The organism is Aquabacterium humicola (assembly GCF_030167915.1).
Taxonomy (GTDB): Bacteria; Pseudomonadota; Gammaproteobacteria; order Burkholderiales; family Burkholderiaceae_C; genus Pseudaquabacterium; species Pseudaquabacterium humicola.
On the sequence record NZ_JARGNB010000002.1, the window covers coordinates 962,110 to 977,388 of the forward strand.

The 15,279-nt window shown below is 72.2% G+C and carries 17 protein-coding genes and 1 pseudogene; 11 read left to right on the plus strand and 7 right to left on the minus strand.

Annotation, left to right across the window (positions count from 1 at the left end; all coding sequences use genetic code 11):
- The first annotated feature begins 65 nt into the window (after nt 1-65).
- The 5 genes from P1K89_RS14665 (at nt 66) to P1K89_RS14685 (ending at nt 6,250) form a co-directional block, all read left to right on the plus strand.
- Nucleotides 66-1,214, plus strand: coding sequence for an efflux RND transporter periplasmic adaptor subunit (locus P1K89_RS14665; RefSeq protein WP_284617181.1), 1,149 nt, complete (start codon nt 66-68; stop codon nt 1,212-1,214).
- Nucleotides 1,215-1,227: 13 nt separating this feature from the next.
- Nucleotides 1,228-4,308 (plus strand): efflux RND transporter permease subunit, encoded by a 3,081-nt coding sequence (locus P1K89_RS14670; protein ID WP_284617182.1) that lies wholly within the window; start codon nt 1,228-1,230, stop codon nt 4,306-4,308.
- 14 nt (nt 4,309-4,322) lie between these two features.
- Nucleotides 4,323-5,723, plus strand: a complete 1,401-nt coding sequence (locus P1K89_RS14675; RefSeq protein ID WP_284617183.1) for an efflux transporter outer membrane subunit — start codon at nt 4,323-4,325, stop codon at nt 5,721-5,723.
- Entirely contained in the window at nt 5,723-5,848 is a 126-nt protein-coding gene (locus tag P1K89_RS14680; protein WP_284617184.1) for a hypothetical protein, read from the plus strand. The genes P1K89_RS14675 and P1K89_RS14680 overlap by 1 nt, the downstream gene beginning before the upstream one ends.
- 198 nt (nt 5,849-6,046) lie before the next feature.
- The gene (locus tag P1K89_RS14685) at nt 6,047-6,250 is read left to right on the plus strand and encodes a hypothetical protein (RefSeq protein ID WP_284617185.1); all 204 of its coding nucleotides are present in this window, start codon (nt 6,047-6,049) and stop codon (nt 6,248-6,250) included.
- A 144-nt stretch (nt 6,251-6,394) separates the two neighbouring features.
- Here P1K89_RS14685 and P1K89_RS14690 read toward each other — a convergent pair whose 3' ends face one another.
- The gene (locus tag P1K89_RS14690) at nt 6,395-7,177 is read right to left on the minus strand and encodes a helix-turn-helix transcriptional regulator (protein ID WP_284617186.1); all 783 of its coding nucleotides are present in this window, start codon (nt 7,175-7,177) and stop codon (nt 6,395-6,397) included.
- 152 nt (nt 7,178-7,329) lie between these two features.
- On the opposite strand from P1K89_RS14690, the pseudogene P1K89_RS14695 reads away from it, so the two are divergent.
- Nucleotides 7,330-7,773 (plus strand): annotated as a pseudogene (locus P1K89_RS14695) (DUF3291 domain-containing protein); the annotation flags it as partial.
- 35 nt (nt 7,774-7,808) lie between these two features.
- Here P1K89_RS14695 and otnI read toward each other — a convergent pair.
- Entirely contained in the window at nt 7,809-8,630 is an 822-nt protein-coding gene (gene otnI / locus P1K89_RS14700) for a 2-oxo-tetronate isomerase (protein WP_284617187.1), read from the minus strand.
- A 110-nt stretch (nt 8,631-8,740) separates the two neighbouring features.
- Here otnI and P1K89_RS14705 point away from each other — a divergent pair, with 110 nt between their 5' ends.
- Together P1K89_RS14705 and P1K89_RS14710 are read left to right on the plus strand one after the other, a co-directional pair.
- Entirely contained in the window at nt 8,741-9,091 is a 351-nt protein-coding gene (locus P1K89_RS14705; protein WP_284617188.1) for a hypothetical protein, read from the plus strand.
- Nucleotides 9,092-9,095: 4 nt separating this feature from the next.
- Nucleotides 9,096-9,689: a GNAT family N-acetyltransferase gene (locus P1K89_RS14710; RefSeq protein ID WP_284617189.1), complete on the plus strand. Its 594-nt coding sequence runs from the start codon at nt 9,096-9,098 to the stop codon at nt 9,687-9,689.
- 106 nt (nt 9,690-9,795) lie between these two features.
- Here the strand turns inward: P1K89_RS14710 and P1K89_RS14715 are convergent, their stop codons facing one another.
- The gene (locus P1K89_RS14715) at nt 9,796-10,341 is read right to left on the minus strand and encodes a PadR family transcriptional regulator (RefSeq protein WP_284617190.1); all 546 of its coding nucleotides are present in this window, start codon (nt 10,339-10,341) and stop codon (nt 9,796-9,798) included.
- Nucleotides 10,342-10,488: 147 nt separating this feature from the next.
- On the opposite strand from P1K89_RS14715, the gene P1K89_RS14720 reads away from it, so the two are divergent.
- Together P1K89_RS14720 and P1K89_RS14725 are read left to right on the plus strand one after the other, a co-directional pair.
- Nucleotides 10,489-12,510: an NADPH-dependent 2,4-dienoyl-CoA reductase gene (locus tag P1K89_RS14720; RefSeq protein ID WP_284617191.1), complete on the plus strand. Its 2,022-nt coding sequence runs from the start codon at nt 10,489-10,491 to the stop codon at nt 12,508-12,510.
- A 34-nt stretch (nt 12,511-12,544) separates the two neighbouring features.
- Nucleotides 12,545-12,985, plus strand: a complete 441-nt coding sequence (locus tag P1K89_RS14725) for a nuclear transport factor 2 family protein (protein WP_284617192.1) — start codon at nt 12,545-12,547, stop codon at nt 12,983-12,985.
- A 42-nt stretch (nt 12,986-13,027) separates the two neighbouring features.
- Here P1K89_RS14725 and P1K89_RS14730 read toward each other — a convergent pair whose 3' ends face one another.
- Nucleotides 13,028-13,876, minus strand: a complete 849-nt coding sequence (locus tag P1K89_RS14730; RefSeq protein WP_284617193.1) for a YqhG/Tai3 family protein — start codon at nt 13,874-13,876, stop codon at nt 13,028-13,030.
- A 189-nt stretch (nt 13,877-14,065) separates the two neighbouring features.
- On the opposite strand from P1K89_RS14730, the gene P1K89_RS14735 reads away from it, so the two are divergent.
- On the plus strand, nt 14,066-14,275 hold the full coding sequence (locus P1K89_RS14735; RefSeq protein WP_284617194.1) for a hypothetical protein: 210 nt from the start codon (nt 14,066-14,068) through the stop codon (nt 14,273-14,275).
- Nucleotides 14,276-14,324: 49 nt separating this feature from the next.
- Here P1K89_RS14735 and P1K89_RS14740 read toward each other — a convergent pair whose 3' ends face one another.
- The 3 genes from P1K89_RS14740 to P1K89_RS14750 are packed head-to-tail and all read right to left on the minus strand — an operon-like array spanning nt 14,325 to nt 15,219.
- Nucleotides 14,325-14,513 carry a hypothetical protein gene (locus tag P1K89_RS14740; protein WP_284617195.1) on the minus strand — a complete coding sequence of 63 codons (189 nt, stop codon included), beginning with the start codon at nt 14,511-14,513 and terminating at the stop codon, nt 14,325-14,327.
- 20 nt (nt 14,514-14,533) lie between these two features.
- Nucleotides 14,534-14,908: a phage holin family protein gene (locus tag P1K89_RS14745; RefSeq protein WP_284617196.1), complete on the minus strand. Its 375-nt coding sequence runs from the start codon at nt 14,906-14,908 to the stop codon at nt 14,534-14,536.
- A complete protein-coding gene (locus P1K89_RS14750) occupies nt 14,908-15,219 on the minus strand; it encodes a DUF883 family protein (RefSeq protein WP_284617197.1) in 312 nt (103 codons plus the stop codon). Before P1K89_RS14750 ends, P1K89_RS14745 begins: the two co-directional genes overlap by 1 nt.
- Nucleotides 15,220-15,279 lie beyond the last annotated feature (60 nt).

Genomic DNA, 15,279 nt, shown 5'->3' on the forward strand with positions numbered 1-15,279 from the left:
GTTGACGACCGACCGGCTGGACGGTATTGTTCCGTCCCATCCCTCCCAACAACAAGGAACAACCCGTGAATGGCGTCATCAAGTCGGCCGTGCTGCTCACGGCCCTGACAGGCATCGGCGGCGCGCTGGCCGCCTGGAAACTCAACGCGATGGAAGCTTCGCAGGCGGCGGCCGCGGGCTACCCGGAACCGGCGGAAAGCGTCACCGCCGCCACCGCGGCCGCGCGCGAACACCGCACCGCGACCACCGCGATCGGCACCGTGCTCGCGCTGCGCTCGGTGACGCTGCGCAACGAGCTGGCGGGCACCGTGCGTCAGGCCAATCTGCAGCCGGGCGCGATCGTCGAGGCCGGCACCGTGCTGGTGGCGCTGGACGTGTCGGTCGAGCAGGCGGACCTGCAGGCGCAGCAGGCGCAGCTGGCGCTGGCCAATACCATCCTGCAGCGGCAGGAGCGCCTGCGCGAGCACAACGCCACCTCGGAGATCGAGGTCGACAGGGCGCGCGCCGAGCGCGACGTCGCCGCGGCGCAGATCGCGCGCACGCAGGCAGTGATCGCCCGCAAGACCATCCGCGTGCCCTTCCGCGCGCGCATCGGCTTGGCCGACGTGCACCCGGGCCAGTACCTCAACGAAGGCACGGCGATCACCACGCTGCAGAGCGTCGATGACGCGCTGCATGTCGATTTCGCGGTGCCGCAGGCGGTGGCCGCGGCGCTGAAGGCGGGCGACCGGATCGATGTCTTCACGGGCGCCGACGGCCATGCCGCGGCGCTGGCGGCCAAGGTCGCGGCGGTCGACGCCCGCGTCGATCCGGCCACCCGCAACAGCACTGTGCGCGCCCGTCTCCAACTGCCGAAGGACGCGGCCGGCGACGTGGCCACGCTGGCGCCGGGTTCATCCGTGCGCGTCAGCGTCGGCGTCGGCAGCACCACGCCGGCGGTCGCCATCCCTGCGACCGCGGTGCGCAAGGGTCCGGCCGGCGACCACGTCTTCGTGCTCGCGTCGGCGCCCGACAACAAGCTGCGCGCACAACTGCGCAGCGTGCAGGTCGGCACCGCGCTCGGCGACGAGGTGCTGATCGTCAAGGGCCTGAAGGCCGGCGAGCAGGTGGCGACGTCGGGCTCGTTCAAGCTGCGCGACGCGGCGCTGGTGGCGGTCAGCAAGAACACGGCCACGGCCACGTCGGCGCGCGCCACCGCGGCCACCGGCGGCTGATCGGGAGTCGACGATGAAATCCATCACCGATCTCTTCATCCGCCACCCCGTGCTCGCCGTGGTGGTGAACCTGGTGATCGCGCTGGTCGGCTGGCGCGCGCTGTCGACGCTGCCGGTGCAGCAGTATCCGAACCTCGAGAGCTCGTCGATCGTCATCACCACCGTCTACACCGGCGCCGGCGCCGAGACCGTGCGCGGCTTCCTGACGACGCCGATCGAACGCGCGGTGTCGGCGATCGGCGGCGTCGACCATGTCGAGTCGAGCAGCCGCGCCGGCGTCAGCACGGTCACGGTGCGGCTGAAGCTGAACCACAGCTCGACCGCCGCGCTGGCCGAGGTGACAGCGCGGCTGCAGCAGGTGCGCTCCGAGCTGCCCGGCGACGCCGAGCCACCCGCCGTGGAAGTGCAACGCGCCGACCGCCCCTACGGCACCTTCTACCTGAGCTTCAGCTCGGAAGAGCGCACCGTCTCGGCGATCACCGACTACCTGTTGCGCAACGTGCAGCCGCGGCTGGCGACGATCGCCGGCGTGCAGCGCGTCACCAACAACGAGGGCGGCCGCAACCTCGCGATGCGCGTGTGGATCGACCCCGATCGCCTCGCCGCGCTGAACCTGACTCCGGGCGACGTGCAGGCCGCCCTGCAGCGCAACAACTACCTGGCCGCCGTCGGCCAGACACGCAACGACCAGGTGCAGGTCAACGTGCTCGCGAACACCGACCTGCGTTCGGTCGACGAGTTCAAGCAGCTGATCGTCGCCGAGCGGCGCGGCGCGGTCGTGCGCCTGGCTGACGTCGCGCGCGTCGAGCTCGGCGCCGAAGAAGCGCAGCTCGCCGCGAAGTACAACGCGCAGGAAGCCGTCTACCTCGGCATCTGGCCGGTGCCCGGTGCCAACGAGCTCGATGTCGCCGATGGCCTGCGCGCCAAGATGGCCGAGATCGCACCGAGCCTGCCGAAGGACATCCAGATGCGCCTGGTCTGGGACGGCACGATGTTCATGCGCGATGCGCTGAAGGAGATCAGCAAGACGCTGGCCGAGACGGTGGGCATCGTCGCGCTGGTGGTGTTCCTGTTCCTCGGCTCGGCGCGCACCGCGCTCGTGCCGCTGGTGGCGATGCCGGTGTCGCTGATCGGCGCCGGCGCGGTGATGTTCGCCTTCGGCTTCAGCCTCAACCTGCTGACGATCCTGGCGATCGTGCTGTCGGTGGGCCTCGTGGTCGACGATGCGATCGTCGTCGTCGAGAACATCGAGCGCCATGTGCGCGAGGGCAAGACCCGGCTCGACGCCGCGCTGACCGGCGCCCGCGAGCTGTTCGGCCCGATCGTCGCGATGACCATCACGCTGGCCGCGGTGTATGCGCCGATCGGCGTGCAGAGCGGGCTGACCGGCGCCTTGTTCCTCGAGTTCGCGATCACCTTGGCGGCCGCGGTCGTCGTCTCGGGCATCGTCGCGGTGACCCTGTCGCCGGTGATGAGCGCGCACTTCGTGCATGAAGGCGGCAAGCAGACGCGGCTGACGCGCTGGGTCAACAAGCAGTTCGACCACGTGCGCAATGCCTACGCCCGCGTGCTGGACGTGGCACTGGGCCTGCGCGGCGCCATCGTCATCGGCGCGCTGCTGGTCACGGCCGCGGCTTATCCGCTTTATGTGTTCTCGCGCCAGGAGCTGGCGCCGGTCGAGGACCAGCGCCACATCAGCCTGTTCTACCTGGCCTCGCCGGACTCGTCGCTCGCCGCGACCACCCGCGATCACCTCGATGTCGTGAAGGCGGTGCGCGCCTTCCCGGAAACCGAGTTCACCTGGTCGCTGACGGCCAACTGGGGCGGCTTCGGCGGCATCGTCGTCAAGGACTGGACGCAGCGCGATCGTTCGACCGAGCAGATGTACGGCGAGGTCTACGGCGCGCTGTCGCAGGTGCCGGGGCTGCGCGTCTTCCCGCGCCTCGATCCGCCGCTGCCGACGCCGGGCCAGTACGACGTCGAGCTGGTGCTGCAGAGCGACGAAGCGCTGGAACAGCAGCTGGCGATCGTCGGACAGGTGATCGAAGCGGGCATGAAGAGCGGCAAGTTCCTCTACGTCGACACCGACCTGAAGCTGGACCTGCCCGAAGCGCGTGTCGTGCTCGACCGCGAGCGCATCGCCGACCTGGGGCTGGACCTGGCCAGCGTCGGCCGCGAACTCGGCACGCTGCTCGGCGGCAACCACGTCAACCGCTTCAACTGGTTCGACCGCAGCTACAAGGTGATCCCGCAGATCGGCGACGACGGCCGCGCGTCGATCGCGCCGCTGCTGGATCTCAAGATCCGCACGCCCGGCGGCGCGCTGGTGCCGGTGTCGACCTTCGCGCGCGTCGAGACCAGCACCGCACCGCGCACGCTGAACCGCTTCCAGCAGCGCAATGCGCTGCGGGTGTTCGGCGGCGTGGCGCCCGGCGTCACGAAGGAAGAGGGCCTGCGCGTGCTGGAGGATGCGGCGCGCACGGCCGGCGGCAACCGCGTGGTGCTGGACCATGCGGGCGAATCGCGCCAGATCCGCCACGAAGGCTCGGCGCTGGCGGTCACGCTGGGTTTCAGCCTGGTGCTGATCTACCTGGTGCTGGCCGCGCAGTTCAGGAGCTTCCGCGATCCGCTGATCGTGCTGCTGGGCTCGGTGCCGCTGGCGATCTCGGGTGCGCTGGTCTTCAGCTTTCTCGACCTGACGACGATCAACATCTACTCGCAGGTCGGGCTGATCACGCTGGTCGGGCTGATCGCGAAGAACGGCATCCTGATCGTCGAGTTCGCCAACACGCTGCAGGAGCGCGGGCTTCAGAAGCTGGCGGCGCTGAAGGAAGCGGCACTGACGCGGCTGCGCCCGGTGCTGATGACCTCGGCCGCCACCGTGTTCGGCCACCTGCCGCTGGTGCTGGTGTCCGGCCCGGGCGCCGAGGCTCGCAACAGCATCGGCACGGTGCTGGTGTCCGGCATGGTCATCGGCACGGTGTTCACGCTGGTGGTGGTGCCGGTGTTCTACATGTTGATCGCGAAGGAGCGGCGCGGCCATGCCGACGCCTCCGCCGATGCGGCACCGGAAGCCGTCGCGCTGCCGGCCTGAGAAAGGAATCCCTCATGAAGACCCTGACCTTGCTGGTCGCTGCCCTGGTGATGGCCGGCTGCACCAGCCTGGCGCCGGACTACCGGCGTCCCGATGCGCCGGTGCCCGGCGCCTGGCCGGCGCTGGGTGCGCAGCCGATCGCGCGGGCCGCCAGCGCCGCCGCCGATCGCCCGTGGCAGCAGTTCTTCACCGACGAACGGCTGCGCACGCTGATCGGCCAGGCGCTGGCGCACAACCGCGACCTGCGCGTGGCCGCGTTGAACATCGACCGCGCGCGGGCGATCTACCGCGTGCAGCAGGCGGACCGCTGGCCGACGCTCAACGCCGGCGCGACCTCGACGGTCCAGCGCACGCCGGCCGGCCTGTCCGGCAGCGGCCGCGCCGAGACGAGCCGCCGCCACGACCTGGCCATCGGCATCGCCAGTTACGAGATCGACTTCTTCGGCCGCGTGCGCAGCATGGACGACGCGTCGCTGCAGCTGTACCTGGCCACCGAGCAGGCCCGGCGCAGCGCGCAGATCAGCCTGGTGGCCGAGGTCGCGAACGCCTGGCTCGCGCTGGCGGCCGACCGCGAGCGCCTGCTGCTCGCCCAGGAGACGCTGGACACGCAGCGCAGCGCGTTCGGCCTGATCCGCGCGCGCGTCGATGCCGGCGTCGCGTCGCAGATTGACCTGCACCGCGCGCAGACCACGGTCGACGCGGCGCGCGCCGACCTCGCGCGCTATTCGACGCAGGTGGCGCAGGACGAACACGCGCTGGCGCTGCTGGTCGGCACGCGGCTCGCGCCCGAGCTGATGCCCGACGCGCTGGTGCCGGTGGCGACGCTCGACATGCTGCCGGCCGGCCTGCCGTCCGACGTGCTGCAGCGCCGGCCCGACATCCTGCAGGCCGAGCACCGGCTGCAGGCGGCGAACGCGCACATCGGGGCGGCGCGCGCGGCCTTCTTCCCGAGCGTCACCTTGACGGCGGGTGGCGGCCTGGCGAGCCGTGCGCTGTCGGATCTGTTCCAGGGCGGCGCGGGCGCGTGGACCTTCGTGCCGCAGATCGTGCTGCCGATCTTCGACGGCGGACGCCGGCGCGCCGGGCTCGAGGCCGCGCAGGCGGAGCGCGACATCGCGGTGGCCGAGTACGAAGGCGCGATCCAGCGCGCCTTCCGCGAGGTGGCGGACGTGCTGGCGCAGCGCGGCACGCTGGGCGAGCAGCTCGATGCGCAGCTCTCGCTGGTGGCGGCGACCAGCGATGCGCACCGGTTGTCGGACGTGCGCTTCCGCCAGGGCGCGCACGGCTACCTGGAGGTGCTGGATGCGCAGCGCGAGATGGTGGCAGCCAAGCAGGCGCTGATCGGCGCACGCTTCACGCGCCTGTCGAACCAGGTCACGCTGTACAAGGCGCTCGGCGGCGGCTGGCAGTCCTGATGAGCCGCCGCCGCGGCCCCGGGCGGCGTCAGTTGCGGTCCGCGCGCGGCGCCGGCATCGAGCTGTCGGTGCTCGTCGTCGTGTCGGTGCTGCTGCTGCTCGTCGAGGGCGACGGGCTGCTGTAGGTGCTCGACGACGTCGACGGGCTGGTGTCCGTGGTGCTCGACGTGGTCGACGGGCTGCTGTAGGTGCTCGACGAGGTCGACGGGCTCGCCGCGGTGCTCGGCGCCGTCGACGTGCTGCTGTCGACGGTGGTCGAGCTCGAGGTCGAGGGCATCGTCGACGACGAGGTCGTGCCGTAGGTCGTGCTCGCCGGCGCGGTCGTGCTGCTGCTGGCCGTCGTCGTGTCGCTCGGCATCGTCGAGGTGGTCGAGCTGGTGGTGGGGGTGGTGGTCGACGCCGAGGTGTCGACTTCCGCGGTGGTGCGCTTCTGCGCGCAGCCCAGCATCGCCAACGATGCGATGCAAGCGGCGGTGATGGCCGTGAGGCCGGAGGTCCGTCTGTTCATGCTGTGCTCCTTGAACTGAATCTGACCGCCTGCAGCGGCCCTCGCCGACGTGTACTTGCGGCGCAAGAGCTATGCAGCAAGCCACATTCCCACGATCAGCGGGCGCGGTGATTGCTCCGGAGGGCTTTCGCGACGACCTGCACTCAGGCGCACTCAGGCGCACTCAGGCGGCGACGCGTCTGGCCGCGTCGTTCGCGCGGCAGCCGTCGTGATTCGTCGGCGTGACGCCGAAGATGCGGCGGAACCAGCGCGCGAAGTGCGCCTGATCCGCGAAGCCGCTGGCCGCGGCCGCCTCGGCCAGCGATGCGCCGTCGCGCAGCAGGTGCCTGGCCGCGTGCAGCCGCGCGCAGCGCGCGTACTCCCCGGGCGTCAGGCCGACCTCCTTGCGGAACAGGCGTTGCAGGTGCTCGCGCGACACCTGCAGCCGTGCAGCCATCGCCGCCATGTCCAGCCGCTCGGCATCGGGGTCGCCGAGCGCGTTGGCCAGGGCCTGGACACGGGGGTCGCGCGCTTCGGGTGGCTGCAGCGCCATCATCGGTCCGTCGGCCGCGCGGCGCAGCGCCTGGGCGGCGGCTTCGGCCAGCGCCGGGGCATCGGCCAGCAGTGCGGCCCGGGACAGGGCGTCGCCGAGCTCCGGATCGTGCCGCACCACCTGCACCCGGGCCGGCCGCTGCCCTGCCGGCCAGGCGCAGGCCGAGGCCACCCAGTCCGGCGGCAGGTACAGCATGGTCATGCCGAAGCGATGCAGGCTGACGCCGGCCGCGTGCATGCTGCCCGGCGCCATCACGATCAGGTCGCCGGCCTCGGCCAGCAGGCGCGCGCCGTCGCACACGAAGCCGCAGTGGCCGGCCACGATCGTGCCGACGCTCCACGCGTCGTGCCAGTGCATCGCGAAGCGGCGATCGGGCTCGCGGGCGATGAAGATGTCGGCCGTGCTCGTGCCCATGCTCGCGTCCGCGCCCGTGCCGACCCGGCCGGGCAGCGCGAGCGTGTGGATGCGCGAGGCAGGGGCGGGCGGGGGCGACCGGCGCGACATGGGCCGCGATGATGTCACGCGCGTACAAGACCGCGCGGCATGGTCGACCTACGCTGCCGCCCATGAACGACCCCACCCGCTTCCTCCTCGCCCAGGTCAACGTCGCCCAGCTGCGGGCGCCGCTGGACAGTCCGCAACTCGCCGGTTTCGTCGCCCGGCTCGACGAGATCAACGCACTCGCCGACGGCAGTCCCGGCTTCGTCTGGCGGCTGCAGACCGAGGCCGGCGACGCGACCGCGCTGCGCGTGTTCGACGACGATCGCCTGCTCGTGAACCTGTCGGTCTGGACCTCGGTGAAGGTGCTGCACGACTACGTCTACCGCAGCCGCCACGTGGAGCTGATCCGCGACCGCAAGCCGTGGTTCGAGGCGCTGGGCCGCGCCCACTATGCGCTGTGGTGGATCCCCGCCGGCACGCTGCCGACGGTGGCCGACGCGGTGCAGCGCCTGGCCCACCTGCAGGCCCACGGGCCGACGCCGGTGGCGTTCGACTTCCAGCGGCCCTGTGCGCCGACCGGGGGTGACCCGACCGCCCGTGCCGATCAGGTCGACCGCGCCGACAGCGCCGACATCCAGCCCAGCCCGTCGCTGGTGGCGCCTGCCGCCGCGCCGCGCGCGGGGCGGTACTCGCAGCCCAGCCAGCCGGTCCAGCCGTGTGCCGCGGAGAGTTCGTCGATCACGCCGAAGAGGTACGCGTAGTTCAGCTCGCCGGTGTCGGGCTCGTGGCGCTCGGGCACGCCGGCGATCTGCAGGTGGCCGACCCGGCCGGTCGGCAGGTACTGGCGCAGCTTCGTCGCGACGTCGCCCTCGACGATCTGGCAGTGGTACAGGTCCATCTGCACCTTCAGGTTCGGGGCGCTGATGCGCTGCACGATCGCATGCGCATCGGCCTGGCGGTTCAGCAGGTAGCCGGGCATGTCGCGCGGGTTGATCGGCTCGATCAGCACCTCGCGCCCGGCGCTGGCTGCCTGCGCCGCCGCCCAGGCCAGGTTCGTTTCGTAGGCCGCCATCAGCGGGGCGCGATCTGTCGCCGCGGGGGCGAGGCCCGCCATCACGTGGATGCGCGGGCAGCCCAGGCGCTCGGCATAGGCCAGCGCCCGTTCGAAGGCTGCGCGGAAGTCCGCCTCGCGGCCGGGCAGGCCCGCAAGGCCGCGCTCGCCGGCCTCGAAGTCGCCCGGCGGTGCGTTGAACAGCACCGCCTGCAGGCCGTGGTCGCGCAGGCGCGCCGCCAGCTCGGCGGCCGGGTAGGCGTAGGGGAACAGGATCTCGACCGCGCGGAAGCCGTCGCGCGCGGCAGCGGCGAAGCGGTCGAGGAAGGGGTGCTCGTTGTAGAGCAGCGTGAGGTTGGCGGCGAAGCGGGGCATGGCGGCGGCGTCAGGCGAGGGTGCGGCACCGAGGTTATCGCGCGCGGCGGCGGTGCGCCCCGCACGCTGTGGCAAGCTCGCCGCTTTCCAGATTTGCCCGCTCCCTGCGCATGTCCGACTCCATCCCTGAACGCTGGCACATCGACGCCGGCCCGGCCGACATCGCGGTGCTCGACGTGCCGCCGGCGCTGGGCCGCACGCGGCGCTTCGACATCGACGTGGCCTTCGTCGTGCGCCGGCCCGCCGAGGGCCTCAGCGCCTGGCACGAGCTGGCCGTCGAGCTGGACGGCCGCCGCCAGTGGACGCGCCGCATTGATACCAGCAACCCCGGCCAGACCGACGGCCTGGACTACCACGTGCGCATCGACGTGCCCGCCGGCGCGCCGCTGCGCGTGCGCGCGCTGACCCGGGTGTCCGGCGCCGCGCGGGTGCGCTTGCAGATCGAGGCGGTGGAAGGCTGAAGCGATGAGCGACTTCCCGATCCTCGAGACCGATCGCCTGCTGCTGCGCGAGATCGTCGCCTCCGACGCGCCGGCGCTGTTCGCGATCCACGGCGATGCCGAGGCGATGAAGTGGTTCGGCACCGATCCGCTGACCGAGCTGGCGCAGGCCGAGAAGCTGGTCGAGACCTTCGCCGGCTGGCGTCAGCTGGCGAACCCCGGGGTGCGCTGGGGCCTGCAGACCCGCGACGACGGCCGCCTCGTCGGCACCTGCGGCCTCTTCAAGTGGAACCGCGGCTGGCGCAGCTGCACGCTGGGCTACGAGCTGGGCCGCGAGGCCTGGGGACGCGGCCTGATGGGCGAGGCACTGGCCGCGGCGCTGGCCTGGGGCTTCGAGCAGATGGCGCTGCACCGCGTCGAGGCGCAGATCCATCCACAGAACGCGGCGTCGATCCGCCTCGCGCGCAGCCTGGGCTTCGTGCAGGAAGGCCACCTGCGCGACTGCGGCTTCTGGCAGGGCCGGCATCACGACCTGCTGCAGTTCGGGCTGCTGCGGCCGGAGTTCGTGGCGCCGGCGCGGCGGGGTCCGCTCACCGTAGCCGCTCCGATCGGAAGTTAGCGTTCCGGTGCTGCCGGGTGGGGTGCCTGAGGCGCTTCGCCGTCGCCCACCATGCGCGGCCGCGCGGCCGGCCGCCGGTCATCGGCGAAGTTGATGAGGCCGCCGGTCACTTCGGCGCGCGGGCAGGGCGCTCGAGGATGGCGAGCGCCTCGGCGAGGAACTCGACCCAGTGCCGCTCGAAGCGGATGCCGGCCTGCAGCACCAGGTGCTGCAGCGCGGCCTCGCGGTCGGCGGGCGGCTCGGGAAAGTCGCGCGCCTCGATCTGCCGGTAGAGCGCCAGCTTCTCCTCGTGCTGCGCCTGGCGGCGCCGGATCTCGCGGTCCAGCCCGGTCGGGCCGATCACCGCTTCGGCGCGCAGCCGCACCATCAGCTCGTCGCGCAGCGGCGTCGGCTCGTCGCCCTGCGCGACCCAGCGCTTGAGCTCCTTGCGGCCCGCCGGCAGGATGCGGTAGGCGCGTTTGCGGCCGCGGGTGGATTCCTCGGGCAGTGACTCGATCAGCCCGCCTTCTTCCAGCCGCGCGAGCTCGCGGTAGATCTGCTGGTGCGTCGCCTGCCAGAAGTAGCCGATGGACTTGTCGAAGCGCGCGGCCAGCTCCGAGCCGGAGCAGGGACGTTCGACCAGCGAGGTGAGCAGGGCGTGGGGCAGGGACATGGCGCGCGAGGTTAAAGGGTGCCGGCGGCCGCGGCGGCCGAGGGTTTGCCCCGATTCTGTCGTCTATGCAACTGGTTGCACAGTTCGGGTCATCCCTTTCTGCAACCAGTTGCACTAAAGCAGCACAACCCTGAGCAGCACCCCACGATGTCCGCCTACCCGAACCTGCTGCGCCCGCTCGACCTGGGCTTCACGACGCTGCCGAACCGCGTGCTGATGGGCTCGATGCACGTCGGCCTCGAAGAAGTGCCGAACGGCTTCCACCGCATGGCCGCGTTCTATGCGGAGCGCGCCCGCGGCGAGGTCGGGTTGATCGTCACCGGCGGCATCGCCCCGAACGAGCGCGGCCGGCCGCTGAAGGGCGGCGCGATGCTGACCACCGAGGACGAAGCCGAGCACCACCGCGAGGTGACGCAGGCCGTGCATGCCGAAGGCGGCAGGATCGCGATGCAGATCCTGCACTTCGGCCGCTACTCGTACCAGCCGAAGCTGGTCGCGCCCAGCGCGCTGCAGGCGCCGATCAACCCCTTCGTGCCGCATGCGCTGTCGGACGAGGAGGTCGAGCAGACGATCGAGGACTTCGTCCACTGCGCGGCACTCGCGAAGTTCGCGGGTTACGACGGCGTCGAGATCATGGGCTCCGAGGGCTACCTGATCAACGAGTTCATCGCCGCGCGCACCAACCAGCGCGACGACCGCTGGGGCGGGGCCTACGAGAATCGCATGCGCTTCCCTGTGGAGATCGTGCGCCGCGTGCGCGAGCGCGTCGGCCGCGACTTCATCCTGATCTACCGCCTGTCGATGCTCGACCTCGTCGAAGGCGGCTCGACGCTGGCCGAGGTGATCCAGCTGGCGCAGGCCGTCGAGCGCGCCGGCGCGACGATCATCAACACCGGCATCGGCTGGCACGAGGCGCGCATCCCGACCATCGCCACCAAGGTGCCGCGCGGTGCCTACGCGTGGGTGACGCAGCGGCTGATGGGGCAGGTGGGCATCCCGCTGGTGGCGACCAACCGCATCAACACGCCCGACGTCGCCGAACGGCTGCTGGCCGACGGCGCCTGCGACATGGTGTCGATGGCCCGGCCCTTCCTGGCGGACGCTCACTTCGTGCGCAAGGCCCGCGAGGGCCGTGCCGATCAGATCAACACCTGCATCGGCTGCAACCAGGCCTGCCTGGACCACACCTTCGCCGGCAAGGTCACCTCCTGCCTGGTCAATCCGCGCGCCTGCCACGAGACCGAGCTGGTGATCGAGCCGGCCGCGGCGAAGAAGCGCATCGCGGTCGTCGGGGCCGGCCCGGCGGGGCTGAGCTGCGCGGTGACGGCGGCCGAACGCGGCCATGCGGTGACCTTGTTCGATGCCGGCGCCGAGATCGGCGGCCAGTTCAACATCGCCAAGCGCATCCCCGGCAAGGAAGAGTTCCACGAGACGCTGCGCTACTTCCGCCGCCAGCTCGAGCTGCACGGCGTCACGCTGCGGCTGAATACGCGGGTGAATGCGCCGGCGCTGCTCGACGGCGGCTTCGACGAGATCGTGCTGGCCACCGGCATCGTGCCGCGCACGCCGGCGATCGAGGGCGTGAACCATCCGAAGGCGCTGGGTTACCTCGACGTGCTGCGCGACGGCAAGCCGGTCGGCGGCACGGTGGCCATCGTCGGCGCCGGCGGCATCGGCTTCGACGTCGCCGAGTACCTGACGCACCACGGCGACAGCGCGAGCGTGAATCCCGGTAAGTTCTATGCCGAATGGGGCATCGACCCCGCGTATGCCGAAGCCGGCGGGCTGGTGCCGCCGGCGGTGGAGAAGCCGCCGCGCCGCGTGCACCTGCTGCAGCGCAGGATGAGCAAGGTCGGCGACGGCCTCGGCAAGACCACCGGCTGGATCCACCGCACCGCGCTGAAGGCGCGCGGCGTCGGCATGAGCGCGTCGGTGGACTACCAGCGCATCGACGATGCCGGCCTGCACGTGACCATCGATGGCGTGCCGCAGACCTTGGCCGTAGACAACGTGGTCATCTGCGCCGGCCAGGAGCCGCTGCGCGACCTGGTCGCGCCGCTGCAGGCCGCCGGGCGCACGGTGCACCTGATCGGCGGCGCGCACGAGGCCGCGGAGCTCGATGCCAAGCGCGCGATCGACCAGGGCACGCGCCTGGCCGCGACGATCTGACCCCCCACCCATTCATGTTCGAAGGAAGCTCGCGATGATGCCCGCCCCCTCCCACCTGCACCCCGCAGTCGCGAAGTCGCTCGCCGCCTGGCATGAACTGGTCGAGCGCAAGGACTTCGCCGCGCTCGAGGCCATCGTGCATCCCGAGGCGACGTTCCGTTCACCGATGGCCTTCAATGCCTACGGCCCGGCGCCGGCACTGCTGCTGGCGCTGCGCACGGTGATCACGATCTTCCAGGACTTCACCTACCACCGGCAGCTCGCCAGCGACGACGGCCTGAACGTGGTGCTGGAGTTCAGCGCCCGGGTCGAGGACAAGCAGCTCAAGGGCATCGACCTGATCCGCTTCGACGAGCAGGGCCGCATCGTCGAGTTCGAGGTGATGATCCGCCCGTTCAACGCGCTGCAGGCGCTGGGCGCCGCGATGGGCGCGCGGCTGGGCCAGCAGCTGCCGGCGTTCAAGCAGAAGGGCTGATCACGCTCGCGGCGACTGGCCGCGCCGCGCGGGCGCGCGGTTTCAGCGCGTCGGCAGCAGCGACGCCAGCGGCGTGCCGTCGCGCAGCCGCGTGCCGTCGACCAGCCAGCGGCCGTCGATGCGCCGCAGCAGCAGCGTGACCTGCCAGCGCGCGGGGCCGGGGCCGCTGTAGCGCACCGGCACCTCGGCGCGGTCGCCGCGCACCTGAGCCGGCAGCAGCGTGAAGGCCTCGGGCGCTTCCTGGCTGTCGGTGAACGGATCGCCGTCGAACGCCGGCGGCTCGTCGGCACGGCCGGCCTCGTCCAGCCACAGTCGCAGCCGGTCCGTGAAGGCGCGGGCCAGCCACGGCGAGCGAGCGTCGATCGCCGCCGGCGTCCAGGCCATGTTGCCGGCGAAGTGCTGCAGCAGCAGCGCCTGCACGCTGGCTTCGGGCGTCGCCGCGACGGTGTCGCGCTGCCACACCAGCACGCGGCCGTCGAGGCCCAGCCAGGCGCGGCCGGCGCCGTCGTGGTGCAGGTCGAAGCTGCCGTTGGCGCAGGTGATGCGCTGCGTGATGCCGCCGCCCGCGGGCAGGCCCAGGCCGGCCGCCGCTGCCGCGGCCGGGGCCGGCAGGCGGCCCTCGAACAGGCCTTCGGCCGGCTGGCGGATGAACTGGTGGCGCGCGCCGGTGCAGCGCAGCGGCGCGGGGCCGTCGACCGACCGGGCCGCGAGGTGCAGGCGCGCGCCGGCTGGCAGGCCGGTGCCGAGCGGCGCACCCCAGGGCGACGGCAGCGCGGCCTGCAGCCGCCAGGTTTCGGTGGCGGCTGTTTGCGCGGGTGCAGCGAGCGCCGACGCGAGCAGGGCGGCCGCGACGGCGGCGTGGCGGAGGCAGGCGAGGGTCGGCAGGCGCATGGCGGCAAACGGGGCAGGGCGACGACCACGGCATGGTCCGCCGCGGGCGTTGCAGTGCCGTTTCCGGGCGCTTACCGACGTGTTGCGTGCGTTCACGCAGTGTTGCCGATCGCGTTCGACCGGTTGCCCGCCGGTGTTCGGCGGTTGACATGGCCGGCCGAAGCTGTGGCCAACGAACAAGGAGCCGCCATGAACCCGCTGCCCGCGACCGCTGCCTACGAGCTTCGTTTCACGTCGCTGTTCGTCGAGGGCCGCGGCCTGGCCTTCCCCTGCGACCGCGAAGGCCACGTGCCGCTGGATGCGCTGAGCGAACGCGCGCGCCTGAACTACTTCTTCGCCCGCAAGGCCATCGGTCGCGAATTCGCGGTGCCGGCGGTGCGGCCCGCGGCGCTGCACTGATCACCGGGCGGATGAACGCCCGGTGCACGTCCGGTGGCCGGCCGGCCGGTCAGCGGGGCGCGCCGCGCCGCAGCCGCCGCCACAACGCCAGCAGCGCCGGTGCCAGCGTGAAGGCGCCGTGCAGCGGGGCGTACCACGGCGCCTGGCGCCAGGCCAGCCGCAGCTCGGCGCGCTGCAGCTGCGCGGTGGCGACGAGCAGTTCGCGCCGCTGCGCCAGCTGACGGGCGCCGGGCCTCATGCCGGGCCTCATGCCGGTGTTCATGCCGGCGCGCGCGGCCGCAGCACGGCGCAGTCCTTGCGCAGCTCGTCGATCGTCGCTCCCAGCAGCGCCGGCCGGCGGGTCGCACGGCGGTGCCAGGCCAGCGCGCACAGCGCCGCCACGGCCAGGCTGCCGGCGGCCACGCAGGCCAGCCGCAGCGGCCGCTCGGGGGGTGGCGCCAGCAGCACCCAGGCCAGCGCCCCGCACACCACGCCCAGCGCCGCGAAGAACAGCGCGCCGGCGAGGGCCAGGGCCTGCTGCGCGAGCAGCAGCCGCGCCTCCTCGAGCTCGGTCGCGGCCAGCGCCAGCCGGGTCTGCCCGATGTCCAGCAGCGTGGCGGCGACGCCGCGCGCGGACGACGCCCAGCCGTCCATCAGCGCCGCGCCACCAGGAAGCCGATCAGCAGCCCGGCGGCCGCGGCCAGGCCGATCGCGCCGTAGGGATGCGCGCGCACGGCCTGGTCGGTGGCGCGGGCCGCCTCGCGTGCGCGGTCGGCCGCGCCGGCCTCGAGGTCACCGAGGCGGTTGCGCAGGTGGCGCAGCTGCGTCTCCAGGCGCAGCCGCAACTCGGCCAGGCCGTCGTCGCCGCTGCGGGCGGCCGACTTCAGCAGCTGCTCGGTGTCGTGCACGAGGCTGCGCAGGTCGTGCTCGAGTTCGGCCTTCAGGCCATCGGCGGTGGTGGTCATGGGAGCTCCTTCAGGCGGTGGCGGGCCGCCGCGCGGCCCTGTCGATGCGATGCTAGGCAT